At 71.3% G+C, this 20657-nt stretch carries 21 protein-coding genes and 2 pseudogenes; 13 read left to right on the forward strand and 10 right to left on the reverse strand.

Annotation, left to right across the window (positions count from 1 at the left end; genetic code table 11):
- The first annotated feature begins 17 nt into the window (after positions 1–17).
- Together OHO83_RS21685 and OHO83_RS21690 are read left to right on the forward strand one after the other, a co-directional pair.
- Positions 18–1301 (forward strand): ion channel protein, encoded by a 1284-nt coding sequence (locus OHO83_RS21685; protein WP_443066058.1) that lies wholly within the window; start codon positions 18–20, stop codon positions 1299–1301.
- Positions 1302–1408: 107 nt separating this feature from the next.
- Positions 1409–2821 (forward strand): glutamate decarboxylase, encoded by a 1413-nt coding sequence (locus OHO83_RS21690; protein WP_266672920.1) that lies wholly within the window; start codon positions 1409–1411, stop codon positions 2819–2821.
- 87 nt (positions 2822–2908) lie between these two features.
- Here OHO83_RS21690 and OHO83_RS21695 read toward each other — a convergent pair whose 3' ends face one another.
- The 4 genes from OHO83_RS21695 to OHO83_RS21710 all read right to left on the reverse strand — a co-directional run bounded on the left by OHO83_RS21695 (position 2909) and on the right by OHO83_RS21710 (position 5930).
- On the reverse strand, positions 2909–3667 hold the full coding sequence (locus OHO83_RS21695) for an ABC transporter permease (protein ID WP_266676522.1): 759 nt from the start codon (positions 3665–3667) through the stop codon (positions 2909–2911).
- Between the two features lie 8 nt (positions 3668–3675).
- Positions 3676–4653 (reverse strand): ATP-binding cassette domain-containing protein, encoded by a 978-nt coding sequence (locus tag OHO83_RS21700; protein WP_266672918.1) that lies wholly within the window; start codon positions 4651–4653, stop codon positions 3676–3678.
- Between the two features lie 80 nt (positions 4654–4733).
- Positions 4734–5375, reverse strand: coding sequence for a PadR family transcriptional regulator (locus tag OHO83_RS21705; RefSeq protein WP_266672916.1), 642 nt, complete (start codon positions 5373–5375; stop codon positions 4734–4736).
- A gap of 18 nt (positions 5376–5393) precedes the next feature.
- Positions 5394–5930: a DinB family protein gene (locus tag OHO83_RS21710; protein ID WP_266672914.1), complete on the reverse strand. Its 537-nt coding sequence runs from the start codon at positions 5928–5930 to the stop codon at positions 5394–5396.
- 155 nt (positions 5931–6085) lie between these two features.
- Between OHO83_RS21710 and OHO83_RS21715 the strand changes: the two genes are divergently transcribed.
- From OHO83_RS21715 to OHO83_RS21730, 4 genes are all read left to right on the forward strand, one after another.
- Positions 6086–6472: a glyoxalase superfamily protein gene (locus OHO83_RS21715; RefSeq protein WP_266672912.1), complete on the forward strand. Its 387-nt coding sequence runs from the start codon at positions 6086–6088 to the stop codon at positions 6470–6472.
- Between the two features lie 5 nt (positions 6473–6477).
- On the forward strand, positions 6478–6834 hold the full coding sequence (locus tag OHO83_RS21720; RefSeq protein WP_266672910.1) for an ArsR/SmtB family transcription factor: 357 nt from the start codon (positions 6478–6480) through the stop codon (positions 6832–6834).
- The gene (locus OHO83_RS21725; RefSeq protein ID WP_266672908.1) at positions 6831–7274 is read left to right on the forward strand and encodes an SRPBCC family protein; all 444 of its coding nucleotides are present in this window, start codon (positions 6831–6833) and stop codon (positions 7272–7274) included. The genes OHO83_RS21720 and OHO83_RS21725 overlap by 4 nt, the downstream gene beginning before the upstream one ends.
- Positions 7275–7414: 140 nt before the next feature.
- Complete coding sequence (locus OHO83_RS21730; protein WP_266672907.1) at positions 7415–7657, forward strand: DUF397 domain-containing protein; 243 nt, start codon at positions 7415–7417, stop codon at positions 7655–7657.
- Positions 7658–8012: 355 nt separating this feature from the next.
- Here the strand turns inward: OHO83_RS21730 and OHO83_RS21735 are convergent, their stop codons facing one another.
- Positions 8013–8495, reverse strand: a complete 483-nt coding sequence (locus OHO83_RS21735; protein WP_266672906.1) for an ATP-binding protein — start codon at positions 8493–8495, stop codon at positions 8013–8015.
- Positions 8496–8761: 266 nt separating this feature from the next.
- Here OHO83_RS21735 and OHO83_RS21740 point away from each other — a divergent pair, with 266 nt between their 5' ends.
- On the forward strand, positions 8762–9628 hold the full coding sequence (locus OHO83_RS21740; RefSeq protein WP_266672905.1) for a helix-turn-helix domain-containing protein: 867 nt from the start codon (positions 8762–8764) through the stop codon (positions 9626–9628).
- Between the two features lie 228 nt (positions 9629–9856).
- Positions 9857–11314 (forward strand): aldehyde dehydrogenase family protein, encoded by a 1458-nt coding sequence (locus OHO83_RS21745; RefSeq protein WP_266672904.1) that lies wholly within the window; start codon positions 9857–9859, stop codon positions 11312–11314.
- Between the two features lie 15 nt (positions 11315–11329).
- Here the strand turns inward: OHO83_RS21745 and OHO83_RS21750 are convergent, their stop codons facing one another.
- From OHO83_RS21750 to rpmG, 3 genes are read right to left on the reverse strand one after another with little or no spacing between them, the layout of a single operon-like run.
- Positions 11330–11587: a hypothetical protein gene (locus OHO83_RS21750; RefSeq protein WP_266672903.1), complete on the reverse strand. Its 258-nt coding sequence runs from the start codon at positions 11585–11587 to the stop codon at positions 11330–11332.
- Positions 11584–11838, reverse strand: coding sequence for a type B 50S ribosomal protein L31 (locus tag OHO83_RS21755; RefSeq protein ID WP_266672901.1), 255 nt, complete (start codon positions 11836–11838; stop codon positions 11584–11586). The genes OHO83_RS21750 and OHO83_RS21755 overlap by 4 nt, the downstream gene beginning before the upstream one ends.
- Before the next feature lie 5 nt (positions 11839–11843).
- On the reverse strand, positions 11844–12008 hold the full coding sequence (gene rpmG / locus OHO83_RS21760) for a 50S ribosomal protein L33 (protein WP_227296576.1): 165 nt from the start codon (positions 12006–12008) through the stop codon (positions 11844–11846).
- A gap of 161 nt (positions 12009–12169) precedes the next feature.
- Between rpmG and rpmB the strand changes: the two genes are divergently transcribed.
- The 3 genes and pseudogenes from rpmB to OHO83_RS21775 all read left to right on the forward strand — a co-directional run bounded on the left by rpmB (position 12170) and on the right by OHO83_RS21775 (position 13289).
- Positions 12170–12406, forward strand: a complete 237-nt coding sequence (rpmB, locus tag OHO83_RS21765) for a 50S ribosomal protein L28 (RefSeq protein WP_266672899.1) — start codon at positions 12170–12172, stop codon at positions 12404–12406.
- Positions 12406–12713 (forward strand): annotated as a pseudogene (gene rpsN, locus OHO83_RS21770) (30S ribosomal protein S14). The gene rpmB and the pseudogene rpsN overlap by 1 nt, the downstream one beginning before the upstream one ends.
- 75 nt (positions 12714–12788) lie before the next feature.
- Positions 12789–13289, forward strand: a complete 501-nt coding sequence (locus OHO83_RS21775; protein ID WP_266672897.1) for a hypothetical protein — start codon at positions 12789–12791, stop codon at positions 13287–13289.
- A gap of 86 nt (positions 13290–13375) precedes the next feature.
- Here the strand turns inward: OHO83_RS21775 and OHO83_RS21780 are convergent, their stop codons facing one another.
- Positions 13376–15682 (reverse strand): FUSC family protein, encoded by a 2307-nt coding sequence (locus OHO83_RS21780; RefSeq protein WP_266672895.1) that lies wholly within the window; start codon positions 15680–15682, stop codon positions 13376–13378.
- 382 nt (positions 15683–16064) lie between these two features.
- On the reverse strand, positions 16065–17234 hold the full coding sequence (locus OHO83_RS21785; RefSeq protein ID WP_266672893.1) for a DUF2786 domain-containing protein: 1170 nt from the start codon (positions 17232–17234) through the stop codon (positions 16065–16067).
- A gap of 247 nt (positions 17235–17481) precedes the next feature.
- On the opposite strand from OHO83_RS21785, the pseudogene OHO83_RS21790 reads away from it, so the two are divergent.
- Both OHO83_RS21790 and OHO83_RS21795 read left to right on the forward strand, forming a co-directional pair.
- A pseudogene (locus OHO83_RS21790) lies at positions 17482–18192 on the forward strand (ABC transporter ATP-binding protein); the annotation flags it as partial.
- A 206-nt stretch (positions 18193–18398) separates the two neighbouring features.
- The gene (locus OHO83_RS21795; RefSeq protein ID WP_266672891.1) at positions 18399–20645 is read left to right on the forward strand and encodes an ABC transporter permease; all 2247 of its coding nucleotides are present in this window, start codon (positions 18399–18401) and stop codon (positions 20643–20645) included.
- Positions 20646–20657 lie beyond the last annotated feature (12 nt).

Below are 20657 nucleotides of genomic sequence, written 5' to 3' on the forward strand. Positions count from 1 at the left end.
TTTCGTCCGCTTATGGTGTGCCGGTGAGCACCGACGCGCAGGCCGCGCCCCAGGAGACCACCCCGGCACGGACGTTGCTGCCGCTGGTCGTCCCCGCGCTCGTCGTGGGCGTCGCGTGCAGCCTGCTGTACCTCGGCGTGAGCGAGCTCGCCGAGAAACTCCAGCACGTGCTGTGGAACGACCTGCCCGACGCGCTCGGCATCGGCGGGTACTCCTCGCTCTGGATGATCGTCATGCTGACCGTGACCGGCACCCTCGTGGGACTCGTCGTCTGGAAGGCGCCCGGTCACGCGGGACCCGACCCGGCCACCATCGGGCTCGCGAGCGCGCCGCTGCCGCCGTTCCTGCTGCCCGGACTGCTCGTCGCGACCGCGCTGATGCTGGCCGGCGGCCCCAGCCTCGGCCCCGAGAACCCGATCATCGCCGCCAACATCGCCCTCGTGTTCTGGCTCGGCGCGAAGGCCCTGCCGGCCGTGCCCCCCGCGCTCTGGGTCCCGCTGGCCGAGGCGGCGACGCTCGGCGCGCTGTTCGGCACGCCCGTCGCCGCCGCCCTCGTCATCTCCGAGGCCCTCGCGGGCAGGAAGATCAGGGGCTCGCTGTGGGACTCCCTGTTCGCGCCGCTCACCGCGGCCGCCACCGGCGCGATGACCACGACCCTCGTCGCACACCCCACCTTCGACCTCGGCCTGCCCACCCTCCCCCGGCCCGGCTGGGGCGACCTCGTCGCCTCCCTGGTGATCGCCTCCACGGCGGCGGTCCTCGGCATGGCGGCCGTCTACGCCTTCCCCCACACGCACGCCGCGTTCGGACGCCTCAAGCACCCCATGCTGATGCTGCCCGCGGGCGGGCTCGTACTCGGTCTGCTCGGCGCGCTCGGCGGACACCTCACGCTCTTCAAGGGCCTCGACGAGGTGGCCGAGCTGGCCCGGAACCCCGACGGCTGGTCGGCCGGCGAGTTCGCCCTGATGACGGTGGTGAAGCTGGCGGCCCTGCTGATCGCCGCCTCCTGCGGCTTCCGCGGCGGCCGGATCTTCCCCGCGGTCTTCGTCGGGTCGGCCTTCGGCCTCCTCGCCCACGCGCTCGTGCCGGGCGTGCACCCCGCCGTCGGCGTCTCGGCGGGCGTCCTCGGCATCCTGCTCGCCATCACCCGGCAGGGCTGGATCAGCCTGTTCACCGCGGCCGTCCTCGTCGCGTCCCCGGCGGTCATCACCCTGCTGTGCATCGCCTCGCTGCCGGCCTGGATCCTGGTCACCGGCCGGCCCCAGATGCAGCTGCACGACGACGGCACGTCCGTGCGCTGAGCGGTACCGCCGAACGGCACGGCCGCGCCGTCTCGCCGGGCGGTGCGCCCCGCCCCTCCGTATCCTCGCGATGAGGCCACGACCCCGTATAGAGGGAGCCCGCGACGATGCCGCTGCACCACGGTCCCGACCAGCACGACGAGCGCCCGATGGCCGTCAACCCCTTCTACGGCGAGGCCAATCCGGTCGCGGGCATGACCGACGCCCCGCCCAAGCACCGGCTGCCCGGCGACCCCATGCCGCCCTCCACGGCGTACCAGCTGGTCCACGACGAGCTGATGCTCGACGGCAACGCACGGCTCAACCTCGCCACGTTCGTCACCACATGGATGGAACCGCAGGTCGACGTCCTGATGGCCGAGTGCCGGGACAAGAACATGATCGACAAGGACGAGTACCCGCGCACCGCGGAGCTGGAGCGGCGCTGCGTGTCGATGCTCGCCCACCTGTGGAACGCGCCCGACCCGGAAGGCTCCGTCGGCTGTTCGACCACCGGGTCGAGCGAGGCGTGCATGCTCGCCGGAATGGCCCTCAAGCGCCGCTGGATGAAGCGGAACGCCGACCGCTACCCGTCCAGGAAAGCCCGCCCGAACCTCGTCATGGGCATCAATGTCCAGGTCTGCTGGGAGAAGTTCTGCAACTTCTGGGAGGTCGAGGCGCGCCAGGTCCCCATGGAGGGCGACCGCTTCCACCTCGACCCGCAGGCCGCCGCCGAGCTGTGCGACGAGAACACCATCGGCGTCGTCGGCATCCTCGGCTCGACGTTCGACGGCTCGTACGAGCCGATCGAGGAGCTGTGCGCCGCCCTCGACACCCTCCAGGAGAAGACCGGCCTCGACATCCCCGTCCACGTCGACGGCGCCTCCGGCGGCATGATCGCGCCCTTCCTCGACCCCGAGCTGGTCTGGGACTTCCGTCTGCCGCGGGTGTCGTCCATCAACACGTCGGGCCACAAGTACGGCCTCGTCTACCCCGGCGTCGGCTGGGCCCTGTGGCGTACGGCGGACGATCTGCCGGAGGATCTGGTCTTCCGGGTCAACTACCTGGGCGGCGACATGCCGACCTTCGCCCTCAACTTCTCCCGGCCCGGCGCGCAGGTCGCCGCGCAGTACTACACGTTCCTGCGCCTGGGCCGCGAGGGCTACCGCGCGGTCCAGCAGTCGACCCGAGACGTCGCCCGGGGCCTGGCCGAACGCATCGAGGCCCTCGGCGACTTCCAGCTCATCACGCGCGGCGACCAACTGCCCGTCGTCACCTTTACGACAGCACCCGAGGTGAAGGCGTACGACGTCTTCGACGTGTCGCGCCGCCTGCGCGAATTCGGCTGGCTCGTGCCCGCGTACACCTTCCCCGCGCACCGCCAGGACCTCGCGGTGCTGCGGCTGGTGTGCCGCAACGGCTTCTCGGCGGACCTGGCCGCACTTTTCCTCTCCGACCTCAACCGGCTGCTGCCCGAACTGCGCCGGCAACCGCACCCGCTGACCCGCGACAAGCAGGCGGCGACCGCCTTCCACCACTGACACTGTTCACGGGCCCCATCGGCCGAACCCTGTCCGCTGAGCGCCGCACATGCCGAGCCCTATCTGCCGAGCCCTATCTGCCGAGCCCTATCTGCTGAGCGCCGCGAACTTCCTCACCGCCAACGGGAAGAACACCGCGAGCAGCGCGAGCGGCCAGAGCACCGCCGTCCACAGGTGCCCCGGCTCCCCACCGGGGCCGCCGAACAGGTCCCGTACGGCCGTCGCCGTGTGCGACATCGGGTTCCACTCGACGACCGTGCCCAGCCAGCCGGGCATCGCGCCGGGCTCGGCGAGCGCGTTCGACAGAAATCCGACCGGCCAGACCAGGATCTGCACGGCCTGCACCAGCTCCGGCTTCCCCGCCACCATCGCCAGGTGGATGCCGATCCACAGCATCGCGAACCGGAAGAGGAGCAGCAGGCCGAGCGCGCCCAGGAGCGCCCCGGCCGAGCCGTGCGGACGCCAGCCGATCACGTAGCCGACGCCGGTCATCACGACAAGCGCGGCGGCCGACTGGAGCATGTCGGCGGCCGAACGGCCCACCAGCACCGCTCCGTTGACCATCGGCATCGACCTGAACCGGTCGATCACGCCCTTGTTGAGATCCTGCGTCACCGCCAGCATCGTCGCCTCGAGCCCGAACGCCATGGTGAGCGCGAGCATGCCCGGCACCAGATAGTCGACGTACTCGCCCTCGACGCCCTTGCCACCACCGATCAGGAAGCCGAACATCAGCAGCAGCATCACCGGGAAGACCAGACCCACCACGATCTGCGTCGGCTGCCGGGCCCAGTGCGCAAGTTCGCGCCGCGTCATGGTCCACGAGTCGGCGACGGCCCAGCTCATCGGCGTACTCACGCGGTCACCTCCGACCGGTCCGCCATGTGTCCACGTTCCTCCGCGTCCTTCTGTCCCGGTCCCGTCAGATGCAGGAACACCTCGTCCAGGGTCGGCCTGCGCAGCGCGATGTCCTCCGCCTCCACACCCGCGTCCTGAAGCGCCCGCACGGCCTCGGTGAGCGCGGCCATCCGGTCGGCGACGGGCGCGCTGACCAGCCGGCGGTCCGGGTCGACCGTGGCACCGCCCGGCAACAGCCCTGCCGCCACGCCCAGTTGGCTCCCGTCCCGCACGACGACGTCGATCCGGTCACCGCCGAGCCGCGCCTTCAGCTCGTCGGCCGTCCCCCCGGCGACGACCCGGCCCCGGTCCACGACCGAGATGCGGTCGGCGAGCTGGTCGGCCTCTTCCAGATACTGCGTCGTGAGCAGCACCGTCGTACCGCCCCCGACCAGCGAGCGCACCGCGCCCCACACCTCGGCCCGCCCGCGCGGATCCAGGCCCGTCGTGGGCTCGTCGAGGAAGAGCACCTCGGGGTCCGTGACGAGGGAGGCGGCCAGGTCGAGCCGGCGCCGCATGCCACCGCTGTACTGCCTGACCGCCTTGCGCCCGGCCCCGGCGAGGCCGAAGCGCTCAAGGAGTTCGCCGGCCCGTACCCGCGCGCGCCGGGCGCCCAGGTGGTGGAGGCGTCCGAACATCTCCAGGTTCTGCCACCCGCCGAGCTCCTCGTCGACCGCCGCGTGCTGGCCGAGGAGCCCGATGCGACGCCGCACCTCGGCCGCCTGCCGCCGCACGTCGCATCCCGCCACCTCGACGCGGCCCTCGTCGACCCGCAACAGCGTCGTCATGGCGCGGACGGCCGTCGTCTTGCCCGCGCCGTTCGGACCGAGCAGGCCGTGGACGGTGCCGCGGGCGACCGTGAGGTCGAGCCCGTCCAACGCCCACTTGTCCCCGTACCTCTTCCGTGCGCCCTCGACGATGATCGCGTCGGTCATCCGGCTCCTCCCACCGAGCAGTAATCAAATTTGACTACGTCGCGAAAGGTATCCCCGCGCCCACCATTGGTCAAACTTGATTAACGCGGATCCCCGGGATGCGGCTCACCCGTGGCGTAAGGGTTCTCCTGCCCCTCGGCGAGCACCCCGACGAAGGGCTCGCCCTCCCCCGAGAACGTGTACGCGCCGCCCTCGATCCGGCCGATCAGCCCCCGCGTCCACTCCGCGCCCGCGTCGGCCGAGTGCACCCAGAAATTCATGATCTCGCCGATATGGCCGAGCCGTTCGGGCCCGTCCTCGGGTGTGTAGTACTCGGTGACCGCGCGCCGCCACTCCTCGATGCCGTCCACGCGCCGCCGCAGCAGCCCCACCGCTTCCCGCCGCGGCAGATCGACGATGAAGCCGAGCGCGGCCGAGAGGACGTCCGGCTTCTGGTCGTACGTCACGAGCGCCTCACGCAGCAGCGTGAGGAACTCCTCGGTGCCCTTGTCCGTGATCTCGTACTCGGTGCGCGGCGGACCGCCGGCCGTGGAGGGCGCGATCTCGTGCGCGACGAGGAATCCCTGCTTCGCCATCTGCTTGAGCGCGTGATAGATCGACCCGGGCTTGGCGTTCGACCACTCGTGCGCGCCCCAGTACTCGAGGTCGTTGCGCACCTGGTACCCATGCGCGCGGCCGTGCTGGCGTACGGCCCCGAGGACCAGGAGGCGGATCGCTGACATGGGCTCCAGCGTAGGACGTCACTCCCGCGCCATCGCCACCAGCTCGTACGCCGTCTTGCCGTCCAGGGACTCGCGGATGATGTCCGCGTGCCCCGCGTGCCGGGCCGCCTCCCGGATGAGATGGAGCAGCAGCCACCGCACGGACACCTCCGCCTCGCCCTGCGACCAGTGATGGCGGGGCAGCGGGAACGTGTCGTCGAGGCTCGGCACCGACCGGATGAACTCCTCGGTGGCCAGCGCCACCTTGTCCCAGTAGGCAAGGGCCGACTCGACGGACTCGTCGCCCACGAGCCGGAAGCTGTCGGACCAGTTCGCCTCGGTGCGCTGCACGTCGGGCGCGACCTGCCGGGCCCTCGCCACCCAGCCCTGCTCGGCCTCCGCGAGGTGCTTGACCAGGCCGGACAGCGACAGGGCGCTGGCGCTCGGCGTCGCCGCGGCCTGCTCGCCGGTCAGCCCGAGCACGGCACGGCGGACCGCGCCGCGCTGCCCGGCGAGGAAGATCAGGAGTGTGCCGCGCTCGTCGCCGCGGATCTCCGCGTTCCCTTGAGTCCCCATCGTGGGCCGCCTTCCATCGGTTCCGCCGCCTGTACGGACGAAGGTAGAGGTAATTGCGGTCGACTTCTGTCCCTGAGCGGCACCACCCGGGAACGTATCGCGTAGGGATTTCCCTACCTTTGACGCGTAGGGAAATTCCTACCTATAGTCGGGGCATGAGCAGCCACACGAACATCACGCATGCCTCCTTCATCACCCTCCCCGTCACCGACCAGGACCGCGCCCTGCGCTTCTACGTCGACGTACTCGGCTTCGACGTCACGGCCGACCGCGAGATGCCGCCGGGCCGCTGGCTCCAGGTCGCACCCGCGGGCGCACAGACCGTCTTCACCCTGTCCGGCCCTGGCATGGGGGATTTCACCCCGGGTTCGGCACGGGGGATCATGTTGGTGACGACCGACGTCGACGCCGACTGCGCGCGGCTCACCGCCGCCGGAGCCGAGGTCACCGGCCCCGACGACGTGCCGTGGGGGCGCATGGCCTCCTTCAGCGACCCGGACGGCAACGCACTGATGCTCATCACGGAGAAGGAAGGCTTCTGACGCCGATGGCGACCACGAGCGCGCCCGACACCGCCGGCCAGGACCGGCTGTTCGCCGCGCTCGCCAACGGGACACGACGCGAGGTGCTCCGCCTCCTCAGGGACGAGGGCCCGCAGCCCGTCCAGGCCCTCGCCGACCACTTCGCGATGCGCCGGCCCAGCCTCTCGGAGCACCTCAAGGTGCTGCGCGAGGCCGGCCTCGTATCGGAGGAACGCGCAGGACGGCAGCGCATCTACCGGCTCGAGGCCACCCCCCTGGCCGAGGTGCAGGACTGGCTCCATCCGTACGAGCGGTTCTGGCGCGGCCGCCTGAAGGGGCTCGCCGAACTCCTCGACCGCATGCCCGACGATGACGGGTCATGAGCCTCACGAACATCACCGTCGACCAGTTCCTCCCCCACCCTCCCGCCAAGGTCTGGCGCGCCCTCACCGAGCCCGAGCTGCTCGCCCAGTGGCTGATGCCGGGCAATGAGGACTTCCGCCTCGAGGTGGGCCACCGGTACGTGATGACGACCGTGCCGCGGCCCAACACCGGCTTCTCCGGCACCGTCGACGTCGAGGTCCTCGCGTACGAGGAGGAGCGGATGCTCAGCGTCCGGTGGCAGGACCGGGATCCGGCCAATGCTGCGGACTGGACCATTACGTGGAACCTGGAGCCAGAAGGCCGTGGCACGCGTCTCTTCCTAGTGCACGACGGATTCGATCCGGACGATCCGGCACAGATGATGGCGCGGAAGATCATGGACGGGGGCTGGCGTTCGCATGTCATGCGGGCGCTGGGGCAGACGCTCGAAGAGCTGTAACCGCGGGAACACCCCCCGTGCACGTGCATCTGCCCATGCATCGGCATGTGAACGCAGCTATGATCCAGGACAGTTGACCACTACACCTGACTCGCTGGCCACATGAGCCTCGTGGGCCACAGCACGACCGGGGAGCGACTGTGCACCACGCGTACAACGGCATGGCGGCCACGGAACTTCACGGTGTGGTCTGGCAGAAGAGCAGGCACAGCAACTCACAGGGCTCCTGCGTGGAGTTCGCGAAATTGCCGGGGGGACGGGTGGCGATGCGCAACTCGAACTTCCCGGAGGGCCCGGCCCTCGTCTACACGCCCGCCGAAATCGAGGCGATGCTACTGGGCGTCAAGGACGGGGAGTTCGACCATCTGATAGCCGACGGGTGACGACCGGCAAGTGATGGCCGACGGGTGACGACCGGCAAGTGATGGCCGGTCGGTGATGACCAGTAGTGCGATGACCGGTCGGTGATGGCCAGTAGGTGATGACCGGCGGGCGGCGGCGGCAGGCACTGTGGGACGGGTGCCGGGTGACACCTGACGGATGACAACTAACAGGTGACAACTGACAGATGACGATAACTGTCAGCTGACCATCGTCAGGTGACAGGTGACAGCCGTAAAGAGTCGCCAGCCGTCACGCATCAGCCATGAGCCATGAGCCATGAGTCATCAGCCATGAGCCAGCAGGCGTCACCCATCAGTCGCCAACTCTCAAATCACATTGGCCACTTACCGGCCCTCAGAGCCGGAACAGCGCCCACACCACTTTCCCGTTCAGCGTGCCGGCCAGCGGATGCCAGCCCCAGCTGTCGCTGAACGAGTCGACCAGGAACAGGCCGCGGCCCGATTCGGCGTTGAAGTCGTCCTCCGCCTCGCGGGCGACGGGGCTCTCGTCGCTGGGGTCGCGCACCGCGCACACCAGGCGTGAGGTCCAGCGCATCAGGTGCAGCCGCACCGGCGGATCCTGCGAGCGCGGGGTGTCCGAGGGCAGTGCGTGCCGCAGGGCGTTGGTGACGAGTTCGGAGACGACGAGACAGACGTCGTCGAATCTCTCCGCCACGTCCCAGCCGTCGAGCGTCCCGCGCGTGAACTTACGGGCGCTGCCCACCGCTTCGTACCGTGCGGGAAGGGCGCAGGAGGCGGAGCTGGAAACGGCTGAAGGGTCGAGTGGCGGAAGCCCCTGCCTTAACGGCTCGAGCATGGCCGGTCCATTCGTCCCCATCCGAGGCACTCCCGGGATTCGCGGTACATAGCGAGTGGAGCGGTGGTGCGTGGGCCATCGTTCCGAATGCGTACAGCAGATGCAAGGGCAGATGCACGTGCACGCGCCCGGCCTGTCCCCCCACGTACCACTTGTTGCTCATTTCTTCCCACGACTTCTTGTGGAGACCTTTCGCAACCTTTCCGTTTCTGTAACCGAACGAGTACGGGCCGGAGCGTTTTAATGGCAGACTTCGGCTGCTGGAGCGATCGGGAGGGTGGAGCGACGTGAGTGCGGGAGAGTCGAGCGGCTCGGTGGTGCGGCGCATCCTGCTGGGCTCGCAGCTGAGGCGCCTGCGCGAATCACGTGGCATCACCCGGGAGGCGGCCGGCTACTCGATCCGCGCATCCGAATCGAAGATCAGCCGCATGGAGTTGGGACGGGTGAGCTTCAAGGCCAGGGACGTCGAGGACCTGCTGACCCTGTACGGAGTCGCCGACGAGGCGGAGCGCGGCGCGCTCCTCTCCCTCGTGAAGGAGGCCAACGTCGCGGGCTGGTGGCATACGTACTCGGACGTCCTGCCCGGCTGGTTCCCCACCTACGTCGGCCTGGAGGGCGCCGCGTCGCTCATCCGCGCCTACGAAGTGCAGTTCGTGCACGGGCTGCTTCAGACCGAGGGGTACGCGCACGCGGTCGTCGCCCGGGGCATGAAGGACGCCCCGAAGGCGGACATCGACCGGCGTGTGGCGCTGCGCCTCGAACGGCAGAAGCTCCTCGTCTCCGAGCACGCCCCCGAATTCCACGTGGTACTCGACGAGGCGGCACTGCAACGCCCGTACGGCGGACCGAAGGTGATGCGAGGTCAGCTCCAGCATCTGCTCGACATTTCCGAGCAGTCCAACGTCACACTTCAGGTCATGCCGTTCGGCTTCGGTGGCCACTCGGGTGAGACCGGCGCCTTCGCGATGCTCAGCTTCCCGGAGTCCGACCTCTCGGACATCGTCTACATGGAGCAGCTCACCAGCGCCCTGTACCTCGACAAGCGCGAGGATGTCACGCAGTACGCGCGGGCGATGGAGCAGCTTCAGGCGGAGTGCCCGACGCCCGCGGAGAGCGTGGACATCATCCGCGGCCTGCTGGCGAAGGCCGCCTGACCCATACCTGCCGGCCGGCATCCGCTGACCCATACCTGCTGATCAATATCTGCCGGCCAAGACCCGCCGACCGATACCCGCCGACCAAGGGTGGCCGAGAACCGATCCTTCCGGCCCGACTTCCGATCGGCGGCGATCGGACACGCGTCCCAACCAGGCCACAACTCGACTGGTACAGACGTAAGATGACGAGCCATTAGGTGTCTGCCGGCAGCAGTAAGGGATCTCATGTCCTACTTCACCGAACTGGCCCAGCAATACATCGACGGTTCATGGCGTCCCGGCCGCGGGGCGTGGGACATCATCGACTTCAACCCGTACAACGGCGAGAAGCTGGCCTCCATCACCGTGGCGTCGGCCGACGAGGTCGACGAGGCCTACCGCGCGGCCGAGCGGGCGCAGAAGAGCTGGGCGGACACCAACCCGTACACGCGACGCATGGTCTTCGAGCGGGCACTGCGCCTGGTCGAGGAGCGCGAGGACGAGATATCCGACGCGATCGTCGACGAGCTCGGCGGTACGCGGCTGAAGGCCGGGTTCGAGCTGCATCTCGCCAAGGAGTTCCTGCGCGAGTCGATCCAGCTGGCGCTGCGCCCGCAGGGGCGGGTCATCCCGTCACCCGTCGACGGCAAGGAGAACCGGGTCTACCGCGTTCCCGTCGGCGTCGTGGGTGTCATCAGCCCCTTCAACTTCCCGTTCCTGCTGTCGCTGAAGTCGGTCGCGCCCGCGCTGGCCCTCGGCAACGGTGTGGTTCTCAAGCCGCACCAGAACACTCCGATCTGCGGTGGCTCCCTGGTCGCGAAGATCCTCGAGGACGCGGGCCTGCCGGCCGGTCTGCTCAACGTCGTCATCACCGACATCGCCGAGATAGGCGACGCGTTCCTCACCCACCCCGTGCCGAAGGTCATCTCCTTCACCGGCTCCGACACGGTGGGCCAGCACGTCGCGACGGTGTGCGCCTCGCAGTTCAAGCACGCCGTACTGGAGCTGGGCGGCAACAGCGCACTGACCGTGCTCGACGACGCGGACGTCGACTACGCCGTCGACGCCGCGGTCTTCAGCCGGTACGTGCACCAGGGCCAGGTCTGTATGGCCGCCAACCGGATCCTGGTGGACCGCAAGGTGGAGAAGGAGTTCACCGAGAAGTTCGTCGCCAAGGTCAGGTCCCTCAAGGTGGGCGACCCCCGCGACCCGTCGACCGTCATCGGTCCGGTCATCAACTCCACGCAGGCGGAGGCCGTTTCGGGCGTCGTCGACCAGGCGCTCGCGGAAGGCGCGACCGCGCTGCTGCACGGCAAGGCCGTCGGCAATCTGGTCGAGCCGAGCGTCCTGACGGGCCTGCCGGCCGACTCCCCGGTGCTGCGGCAGGAGATCTTCGGTCCTGTCGCGCTCCTCATCCCCTTCGACGGGGACGAGGAGGCGGTGGCCGTCGCGAACGACACCCCGTACGGGCTGAGCGGCGCCGTGCACACGCGGGACGTGGAGCGGGGCGTCGCGTTCGCGCGGCGCATCGACACCGGGATGATCCACGTCAACGACGGGACGGTGCACGACGAGCCGCTCGTCGCATTCGGCGGCGAGAAGCGGTCCGGGCTCGGCCGGCTGAACGGCGAGGCGACCGTCGAGGCGTTCACCACGCAGAAGTGGATCTCGGTGCAGCACGGCCGGAGCCAGTTCCCGTTCTGACGTCCCCGCTCGCGCTCAGACCTCCAGGAGCGGGAGAAGCGGGTCGAACGCGCGGGGCAGGCCCTCCGGGACCGGTTCGCCGGCGGCATGGACCTTGGTGGCGAGGACCCCGGTGGCGTCGCGCAGCGTCCGTACGGCTGTGCCCTGTGCGGCAGTCGAGAGGCCATGGTGGAGCGCGACGCCGCCCGGGACCGTGGCGAGCTGTTCCTCGGCGGCGGCCGGGCGCGCTTGCGCGTGCGGGCCGCCGCTGATCACTGATGGCAGCCGGGTCACCGGCCGCCCCGCTTCCCGAAGCGCCGCTCGAAGCGCTCCACGCGCCCGGCGGTGTCGAGTACGCGTGCGTTGCCCGTATAGAAGGGGTGGCTCACGTTCGAGATCTCGACGTCGATGACGGGGTAGGTGTGGCCGTCCTCCCACTCGACGGTCTTGTCGCTGGTGGCCGTCGAGCCGGTCAGGAAGGCGTGGTTCGCGGCACGGTCACGGAAGACGACCGGGCCGTAGGAGGGGTGGATGTCCTTTCGCACGGGGCTCAGCGCTCCTCTCGGAAGTCGACGTGGTGGCCTGCGACCGGGTCGTACTTGCGCAGGGTCACGCGGTCGGGGTCGTTACGGCGGTTCTTGCGGGTGACGTAGGTGTAGCCCGTACCCGCGGTGGACCTGAGCTTGATCACTGGGCGGAGTTCGTTGCGTGCCATGTGGCTAGTATATGAAAATGAATCCCGTTTTCAACATGATCTGGGTCACAGCTCCGCATTGCGGGCCACAGGTCCGGGTTCAGGTCCAGGTCACGGGCCACCGCCACCGCCACCGCCACCGCCACCGCCACCGCCACCGCCACCGAGAGAGGTACGTCTTCATGTCCGCGCACTGCATGCTGACCGGGGCCGCCCCCGGCTTCGGCAACCGCATCTCCCACGCCCGCCGGCGCACGCCACGCCGTTTCGACCCCAACGTCCAGCGCAAGCGCTTCCGGCTGCCGAGCGGGGGCCGGCACGTACGGCTGCGGCTGAGCACCAGGGCGATCAGGACCGTCGACGCGATCGGCGCGGAGGTCGCCGTCGCCGGGATTCGTGCCCGTGGAGTGAGGATCTGATGGCCAGGAAGAGCAAGACGGAAAGGGCGAGAAGCGCCGGAGGGTCGTCGTCCGCTGCGCCGTGCGCCGGGCCGAGCTCAACGAGATCGTCCGCCGACTGTCGTCCACGGCGGCGGAACGGGCCGCAGTGCCAAGGAAGTTGGCACGTCAGCCGAGGGACGCGAGCGCCACGCGCGTAGGCAACCGCGACAGCACCGGCGGCCCGCCTCGCGGACACCGGCGCGCCTTCGGCCTCTCCCGGGTGAGCCTGCGCGAGCAGGCGCGCTCGGGCTGCCTCCTGCCCGGAGTGCGGAAGTCTTCCTGGTGACGTGAGGGGCGGCTGGTAGCTTGCTGCGGGCCGGGCCACGTACCGGCAGTCACATCCGCAACGTAGGGGGATCTTGTGCTCAAGCGCGTACGGATCGGTGCCGCCGCGGCGGGAGTAGCCGCGGCGCTCGTGATCACCGGATGCAGCAGTGACAGCGGCGACGGGGGCGACGGGGGCGACGGGGGCAAGTCCAAGGAGACGCCGCAGGCGTCGGCGTCCACGGGGGCCGACACGGGTGGGTCCGGTTCCGGTTCCGGCGGGAAGTCCGGAAGCCTTCAGGGGAGTTGGGTCACCACGTCCCAGGGCAAGAGCGTCGCCCTGCTCATCAGCGGCAAGAAGGTGGCCCTGGTCGGCGAGCACGTGTGCAGCGGGACCGCCGGTGACGAGATGGGCATGCAGATGCTCACCCTGAAGTGCGCCGACGGGAACACCGACCGGAACACCGGGCAGGTCAAGTCCGTCGACGCCACGACCCTGAAGGTGTCGTGGGGAGGCTTCGGGGACGACACGTTCCGCAAGACGGACAACGGGAAGCTGCCGTCGGGGTTCCCGACGATGGGGCTGCCCAAGTCCTGACGCGGGGCTGACGCGGCCGACCCCGGCGGCTCGGGCGGCTCGGGCGGCTCCGGCGGCTATGCCGGTTTGTTCGTCGCTGCTCGCCGTTATCGGGCCGCTCGGCCCTCCGGACCGGGCGGCCCTTCGGGTTTCCGTGCGTCGGGCTGCGGGGCGCAGGGCTTCCCGTCCGCGGACTTCCCGTCCGCGGGCTTCCCGTCCGCGGGCTTCCCGTCCGCGGGCTTCCCGTCCGCGGGCTTCCCTTCCGCGGGCTTCCGGTCCGCGGGCTTCCGGTCGTCGGGTTGCCGGTCGTCGGGCGGGGGCAGGCCGTCGGGTTTCAGGGTGATCGGGGGTACGTCGGTGTCGAGTGCGTCCGAGAGGTCCTCCAGAGCCTCCAGGAGCAGGCCCGCACCCCTGCGTACGACCCGGTCCGGTACGTCCTCGCCGTCCCAGTCCGCGAGAGCGTCACGTACCGCCTGCCAGCGCGGCACCCGGCGTTCGCGCACCGCACGCGCGCCGTCCTCCGTGGCGGTGCGCAGCGCCTTCGCGAGGCGGGCTGCCGCCGGGACCGGGGTCGCGTCACGTTCGGGGAGGTGCGCCTCCATCAGCATCTCGACCCGGCCGATGTGCCGCAGGGCGTGCTCGGCGTCGTCGGCGGCGGCGCGGGAGAGGCCGCGGTGGCGCACCGGTTCGGTCCGCGCCCTGGACGCGGCCTCCTGCCAGGCGAGTTCGGCCGTGCGGGCGGCGAGCAGAGCCTCGCGCACATCGGGCAGGTTCCCGCCGCCGGGCTCCGCGTAGCGGCCGATCACCGCGGCGCCGTACCGGCCGAGGGCGAGCAGCCAGTCCGCGAGCCGTGTGCGCAGCCGGGGCGTCTCCCAAGCCGGGTAGACCGCGTACGCCAGCATCGCGAGGAGGCCGCCGACGAGTGTGAGCACGACGCGCTCGGGGACCGTCTGCCCCCACGCCTCGCCGCCCATGCCCAGCAGGAACACGACGTACGCGGCGACGCAGGCCTGCGCGGCGAGCTGGCCCGTACGCATCACGAGGTACATCAGGCCCGCGCAGGTCACGGCGAGCGTCGCGGAGAGCCCGGTGCCCGGGTGGACGAGCTGCACGAGCCCGGTGGCGAGAGCGACCCCGATGAGCGTGCCGCCGAAACGGGCCACCGCGCGCGAGTACGTCTGCGAGAAGTCGGGGCGCATGACCATGACGGCGGCCATCGGTGCCCAGTAACCGTGACCGAAGGGGAGGGCGGTGCCGATGAGGTAGCCGACCGCCGCGACGGCCGACACCCGGATGGCGTGCCTGAGAATCGGCGACCCGCGATACAGCTCCCTGCGCATCGATCCCGCCGCGATGGGGAGCAGCCTGACCAGGGTGGGGCGGCTGAGCTGGGCGTTCTCATCGCGGGGCTCGGGGTGCTGGGTGTCCGTCCGCGCACCCGCGGTCTCCAGTACGTCTGTCAGGAGCGAGCCGAGGCGGGCCGCCGCCCGCCTCGCCGGGCCGGAGAGGATCGCCCCCGTGTCGGGGGTCTTGAACGTGGCGACCGCCGCCGGGGGCACCTTGACCGGCGCGCCGTGGCGGATCGCCCGCGCCGCCGCGTCCAGGATCGAACCCGCCGCGCCCAGGAGTTCCAGGACGCGCTCGCGCTCGGGCCCCTCGTCCGGGACGCCGACCGCCGGGTCCGCGAGCGAGGCGAGGACCGGGCGGATGCGCTCGGCGATGCCGCGGGCGCCGCGCAGCTGGGCCGGGCGGGTGCGGGCCTGGCGCGGGGTGAGCGCGGCGGCGTTGCGCGCCAGCATCAGCGGTTCGCCGTCGAAGGGGGCGACCGGGTCGTGGCGCAGCCGGCGCGCGTAGTCGGCCTCCGCGGCGAGCGCGTCGGCCAGGGCGTCACGGTGCGCGCCCCATCTGCGTACCGGGAAGAGGATCACGAGGGCGGCCTGGACGAGACCGCCGAAGACCATCATCGCGGCGTGCCCGGCGGCGTTCACGACCGATGTCGGCAGGGTGATCGTGACCAGCATCATCGCGACGTTCGACGACGCGATGATCCCGATCGTCGGGCCCGCCGCCCAGGACAGGCCCGCCAGGAACGTCCACAGGACGAGGAGCGCGAGGAAGAGGACGAGGCGGCCGCCGGTGAGATAGCCGAGGAACGTCGAGACGCCGAGGCTCGCGCCGGATGCCACGGCGAGCTCGGGGCGGGGGCGCCAGCTGCGCTGGAACGTGGCGATCGCCGCCTGGAACGCACCGAACGCCGAGCTCGCCGCGACCGCCGGGCCGAAGAACGTGAGGCTGACCGCGATCACGATGGCCAGACCGGCGGCGCCACGCAGCGCGACCAGGGGTTCCAGGCGTTTCCGCTCGACACTCAGGCCCGTGCGGGTGGTGTCCTTCAGCGCCCGGAACCAGCTCACTCCGTCAGGATACGGGCGAGTCGGTCATATGGGTTGGGGTGGTTCGGTTCACCGGGGCGTGGCGCCGCGCACCTCGGCGGGGCCGGGGACGCGGGTGCGGTCAGAGGCGCGTCCCCCGATGCGGGGCACGCTCCGAGACGCGGGCGCACATTCCGCGATGCGGGCGAACATTCCGCGATGCGGGCGCGCCCGGTTCGCTGGGTGCGCCGCCGCGTACTTCGGCGCGGTCATAGACGCGGGCGCGTTACGCGATGCGGGCGCGTCCGCTTCACCGGGACGTACCGCCGCGTACCTCGGCGCGGTCCAAGACGCAGGCGCGTCCGCTTCACCGGGACGTACCGCCGCGTACCTCGGCGCGGTCCAAGACGCAGGCGCATCCGCTTCACCGGGACGTGCCGCCACGCACCTCGGCGCGGTCCGAGACGCGGGCGCGGTCGGCGGCCGCCACGCCCTCCGCCCAGCCGGCGCCGTCGCTGACGCCCCGGACCCGGGTCGTCACGGTCTGCGGGAACATGTCGTCGGTCCGGCCGGCCACCGCGACATCGCGCGCCGCCAGGACCGGCAGCAGCCCGCCCTCGTGGCTCCGGCCGGTCACTTCCTCCGCCACCGCCGCGAGCCGGTCTCCTATCCGGTGCGCGTACGCGGCGAGGAACGCCTGCCTGAACGTCTTGGTCCGCTTGCGCCCCCCGGCGCGCTGCTCGGCCTCGGCCCGCGTCATCGCCGCCGTGCCCTGCACCAGCAGCGACGTATGGAGCAGCTCCACCGCTTCCAGGTCGGACTCGAAGCCGACGACCGTGGAGAAGCCGAAACCGCTGTTCCACACCGCGCGGCAGCGGTTCGCCGACGCGACCGCGTCCAGGAGGGCCGCCTTCGCCGTCTCGTACGGGGCGTCCACGCCGATCCGGCACGCGACGGGCGTGTCCTTCGCGTGCGTACGGGCCGCGAGGAGCGCCGCGTCGACGCTGTGCCTGGTCATCAGCTCCTGCGCCTTCGCCGCCAGCGCCTCGGCCTCCGGCGGGTAGGCGGTCGCCTCGGCCTTGGCGAGCAGCGCGCGGATCCGGGCGAGTTCACGCGGCTCCCCCGCGACGGGCCGCGCCACTGACTCGCCCGGCACGGGCCCCACAGCCTCGATCGGCGGGAGCCGCAGCAGCAGGCGGTACAGCTCCAGGACGGCGGTGGCGTACGAGAAGCGGTCCAGACGCGGACCCCCACCGGCGCTCGTGTCCTGCGGCAGGTCGGCGAGCTGCGCGTCCCAGCGCGGGGGCAGGTGCTCGTAACGCGCGGTCTCGGCTCGGATCAGGCGGGCCGCGATGTGTCCGTGCGGGGCCTCTTCGAGGTCGCGTACGACGATGCGCATGACGTCGGCCGGCTGCCAGCCGCGCTCCCAGGCCCGGTGCACGAACTCCTGCCCCCGCAGGGCGAGTTGGGCGTCGGCGGACGGGTCGGCGGCGAGCAGGGACGCGCCCGTGTCGAGCCCGGCCTCCGCGCCCTCCCCGTACAGGGCGGCGGCGAAGGCCTGCTCGACCGTGGTCCGCGTCGTACGTTCCGTCATGCGGGGGCTCCGCCTCCTTGCCTGTCTGATCTGCCGTGCGGTCCGCCGTGCGACGTGCCATGCGGCCTGCTGTGCGGTCCGCCGCTTGCCGTGCGGTCTGCCATGCCGCTTGCCGTGCGCTTGCCGCGTGGCCTGCCGTGTCGTCTCTTCCATGGTCTCAGGCGCAACGGGGGGTAGGGCTGGCCATACCCCCGGGACGCCCCCCAGTGGTCGTGTTCGCGGGGCGCCGCGGCGGTTGGGTTGAGGCATGACGACACCTGCTGTGCGGCTCAGTGCCGTACGCCGCGAGTACCGCGGCGTCACCGCCCTCGACGGGGTCGACCTCGACTTCATCGCCGGGACCTTCACCACCGTGATGGGGCCCTCCGGGTCCGGGAAGTCGACGCTGCTCCAGTGCGCCGCGGGCCTGGACCGTCCGACGTCGGGCACCGTCACCGTCGCCGGGACCGACCTCACCGGACTCGGCGAACGGGCGCTCACACTCCTGCGCCGGGACCGGATCGGCTTCGTGTTCCAGTCCTTCAACCTGCTGCCGGCGCTCACTGCCGCGCAGAACGTGGCACTCCCCCTGCGGCTCGCCGGCCGGCGACCCTCACGCGCGCAGGTGCGCGAGGCGCTGGGCCGCGTGGGTCTCGCCGAGCGCGCGGGGCATCGCCCTTCACAGCTCTCCGGCGGCCAGCAGCAGCGGGTGGCCCTGGCCCGCGCCCTGATCACCCGGCCGGCCGTCCTCTTCGGTGACGAGCCGACGGGCGCCCTCGACACGACGACCGGCCGTCACGTCCTCACTCTCCTTCGCGACTTGGTCGACCGGGAGGGTCAGACGACAGTGATGGTGACGCACGACCCGGTAGCCGCGGCCCGCGCGGACCGGGTGGTGTTCCTGGTCGACGGGAGGGTCGTGGACGAGCTCCTGACACCGGACGCGGAGACGGTCGCGGCGCGGATGACAGGGCTTGAGCGGGGTTCGGGGGGCTCCAGGGGTGCGGAAGCGGGCGGGGGCGTGGGTTCGGCAGCGGGCGGGGGTGAGGGTGCGGACGGGGGTGAGGGTGCGGGTACGAGCGCGGGGGCGGGTACGAGCGCGGGGGCGGGTACGAGCGCGGGTGACAGGGCCGCCGCCGGTCGCCCCCTGTCCGGCGGCAACACACCCGGCAAGGGGGTCGACGCATGCTGACCACACTCACCACCGTCTGGGCGAACCTGCGGACACGCCGGCACCTCTTCGCGGGAGCGTTCGTCGCCGTCGCGCTCGGGGTGGCCCTGGTCGCGAGCATGGGGCTGGGGCTCGCGGCGGCCGCCGATCCGCCTGCGGGCGAGCCTCAGCGGTTCGCCGCACAACCCGTCGTGGTCATGCCACACGACACCCTGACCGTTGAGGTCGACCGCGGCCCGCACCGAGCCCACGCTTCGAAGAAGATTCCCTATCCACAGCCTGTGGACAAAGAATTGCTGCGCGAGCTCGCAGCGCTGGGCACCGTCCACCGTGATCATCTCGCGCCGGACGCGGTGGGCGTCGACGCATCGGCCGCCGCCGTACGCGAGGTGGTCGGCGACCGGGCGCAGGTCCTGACCGGCGCGGCACGGCGCCTGGCCGACCCGGGCGCGGAGCGCGACGCCCAGGCGGTGGTCGCGGTGCGGGCGATGCTGGGCACGGCCGGCGGAGTCTCCGCGTTCGTCGCCGTCTTCGTCACGGCCTCGACGTTCGCGTTCGTGGTCGCCCTGCGCAGGCGGGAGTTCGGGCTGCTGCGGCTCGCGGGCGCCACTCCGGGACGCGTACGGCGGCAGCTCGTCACCGAGGCCCTGGCGGTGGGGGTCGCGGCGAGCGCCACTGGCTGCGCCCTCGGCTCCTGGGGCGCGCCGCTGCTCGCCCGCGCGCTGATCGACAACGGCATCGCGCCCTCGTGGTTCACAGTGAGCGGCGCCCATACGCCACAGTCGACCTCTTGGAACTCATGGACCTACTGGACCTACTGGCCGTTTCAACTCGCGTTCTGGACCGGCCTGTTCGTGGCGGTCGCGGGGGCATGGGCCGCGTCCCGGCGGGCCGGACGCATCCGTCCGGTGGAAGCGCTGCGGGACGCCGATGTGGACACGGACGTCATGCCGTGGAGCCGCCGGATCGCCGGCGCGGCACTCCTCGCCCTGGGCCTCGGCCTGACGGTCCACACCCTCTGGACCGACCCGTCGGCGCTCCTGAAGCGCAAGACGTACACCACCCAGCCGATGATCCTCATCACGGCGGCGGCCGCACTCGCCCCGCTCCTCGTCCGCCCGGTGCTGCGGCTGATCCGGCTGCCGGGAGCCGTCGGTCTCCTCGTCCGCGAGAACGCCGCCACCTCCGTCCGCCGCACCGCCGCGGTCGCCGCACCCGTACTGGTGACAGTGGCGCTCGCGGGATCCCTGATGGGCTCGGCGGAGTCGGTGAGCGCGGCGAAGGCACAGGAGGCGAACGAACAGATGAACTCCCAACTCATCACCACAGGCGATGCGTTGGCCCTCACGCGGCGGCCGGTGCCGGGTGTGGCGGCCGTGTCCCCGTCCGCCTCCACCGCGGTCTTCGTACGGGAGGAGGGCACCGCCCTCCTCCGCTCCGAGGCGCGAGCCGTGACCGACCCCGCGGCCCTTGCCGCGACCAGTCGGCTCCCCGTCGTCTCCGGCGACATACGCCACCTCGACGACCGCTCCATCGTCGTCAACGAAGAGTGGGAACACCATCGCGTCGGCGACCGCCTGTCCGTCTGGCTCGGTGATGGCCGCCGCACCACGCTCCGGGTCGCCGCCGTCCTGGCGCGCGGCACCGGCGACAACGGCGCGTACGTCACCATGGCCAACGCCGGCGCGGCGCCGGTCGACCGGATCGACGTACGCCTGACACCGGGCGCCTCACCCGCGGCGGTGACGGACGCGCTGCGAGCGGCCACGTCCGGGCACGACGTGCGCGTACGCACCGCAGCCGCCTGGCTCGACGCCACCCACCCCAGGGTCAAACCCCAGACTCGGCACGGCATGTTGCTGCTCCTGGGCATCGCCCTGACCTATACGGCGATCTCACTCGCCGGAACACAGTTGATGTCCGCGTCCGTTCGGGACGGGGAACTGCGCGCCCTGCGCCGGGCGGGGGCCATCCGGGCGCAGGTCAGGTTGATGCTCGCCGGCGAGGCACTGGTCGCGGTCGCGGCCGGCACGGCCCTCGGACTGGCCGTCACCGCGCTCAACCTGGGCGGACTCGCGGCCGCACTCGGCCTCCTCACACCGGAGTCCGGTGCGGGGGCCGGGGCGGGGGCAGGACTTCAGGCTGGCGTCGTGGTGCCGTGGGGTGTGGTCGGTTCAGCCGTGGGCGTGTGCGCGGTGGTCGCTGTGGGGGCGGGGGTACTGGGCGCGGGATGGGGCCGCCGGAATGGTGCGGGTGGGTGAGGGGCGCCGGAA

This window comes from Streptomyces sp. NBC_00569, from assembly GCF_036345255.1.
Classification (GTDB): Bacteria; Actinomycetota; Actinomycetes; order Streptomycetales; family Streptomycetaceae; genus Streptomyces.

Bases quoted from the DNA above. Each gene is read 5' to 3' on its own strand.
- OHO83_RS21690 (WP_266672920.1), top strand. From the start codon at position 1,409: ATGCCGCTGCACCACGGTCCCGACCAGCACGACGAGCGCCCGATGGCC.
- OHO83_RS21725 (WP_266672908.1), top strand. From the start codon at position 6,831: ATGAGCCTCACGAACATCACCGTCGACCAGTTCCTCCCCCACCCTCCC.
- OHO83_RS21710 (WP_266672914.1), bottom strand. From the start codon at position 5,930: ATGGGGACTCAAGGGAACGCGGAGATCCGCGGCGACGAGCGCGGCACA.
- rpmB (WP_266672899.1), top strand. From the start codon at position 12,170: ATGTCCGCGCACTGCATGCTGACCGGGGCCGCCCCCGGCTTCGGCAAC.
- OHO83_RS21715 (WP_266672912.1), top strand. From the start codon at position 6,086: ATGAGCAGCCACACGAACATCACGCATGCCTCCTTCATCACCCTCCCC.
- OHO83_RS21785 (WP_266672893.1), bottom strand. From the start codon at position 17,234: ATGACGGAACGTACGACGCGGACCACGGTCGAGCAGGCCTTCGCCGCC.
- OHO83_RS21745 (WP_266672904.1), top strand. From the start codon at position 9,857: ATGTCCTACTTCACCGAACTGGCCCAGCAATACATCGACGGTTCATGG.
- OHO83_RS21700 (WP_266672918.1), bottom strand. From the start codon at position 4,653: ATGACCGACGCGATCATCGTCGAGGGCGCACGGAAGAGGTACGGGGAC.
- OHO83_RS21735 (WP_266672906.1), bottom strand. From the start codon at position 8,495: ATGGGGACGAATGGACCGGCCATGCTCGAGCCGTTAAGGCAGGGGCTT.
- OHO83_RS21795 (WP_266672891.1), top strand. From the start codon at position 18,399: ATGCTGACCACACTCACCACCGTCTGGGCGAACCTGCGGACACGCCGG.
- OHO83_RS21720 (WP_266672910.1), top strand. From the start codon at position 6,478: ATGGCGACCACGAGCGCGCCCGACACCGCCGGCCAGGACCGGCTGTTC.
- OHO83_RS21705 (WP_266672916.1), bottom strand. From the start codon at position 5,375: ATGTCAGCGATCCGCCTCCTGGTCCTCGGGGCCGTACGCCAGCACGGC.
- OHO83_RS21695 (WP_266676522.1), bottom strand. From the start codon at position 3,667: ATGAGCTGGGCCGTCGCCGACTCGTGGACCATGACGCGGCGCGAACTT.
- rpmG (WP_227296576.1), bottom strand. From the start codon at position 12,008: ATGGCACGCAACGAACTCCGCCCAGTGATCAAGCTCAGGTCCACCGCG.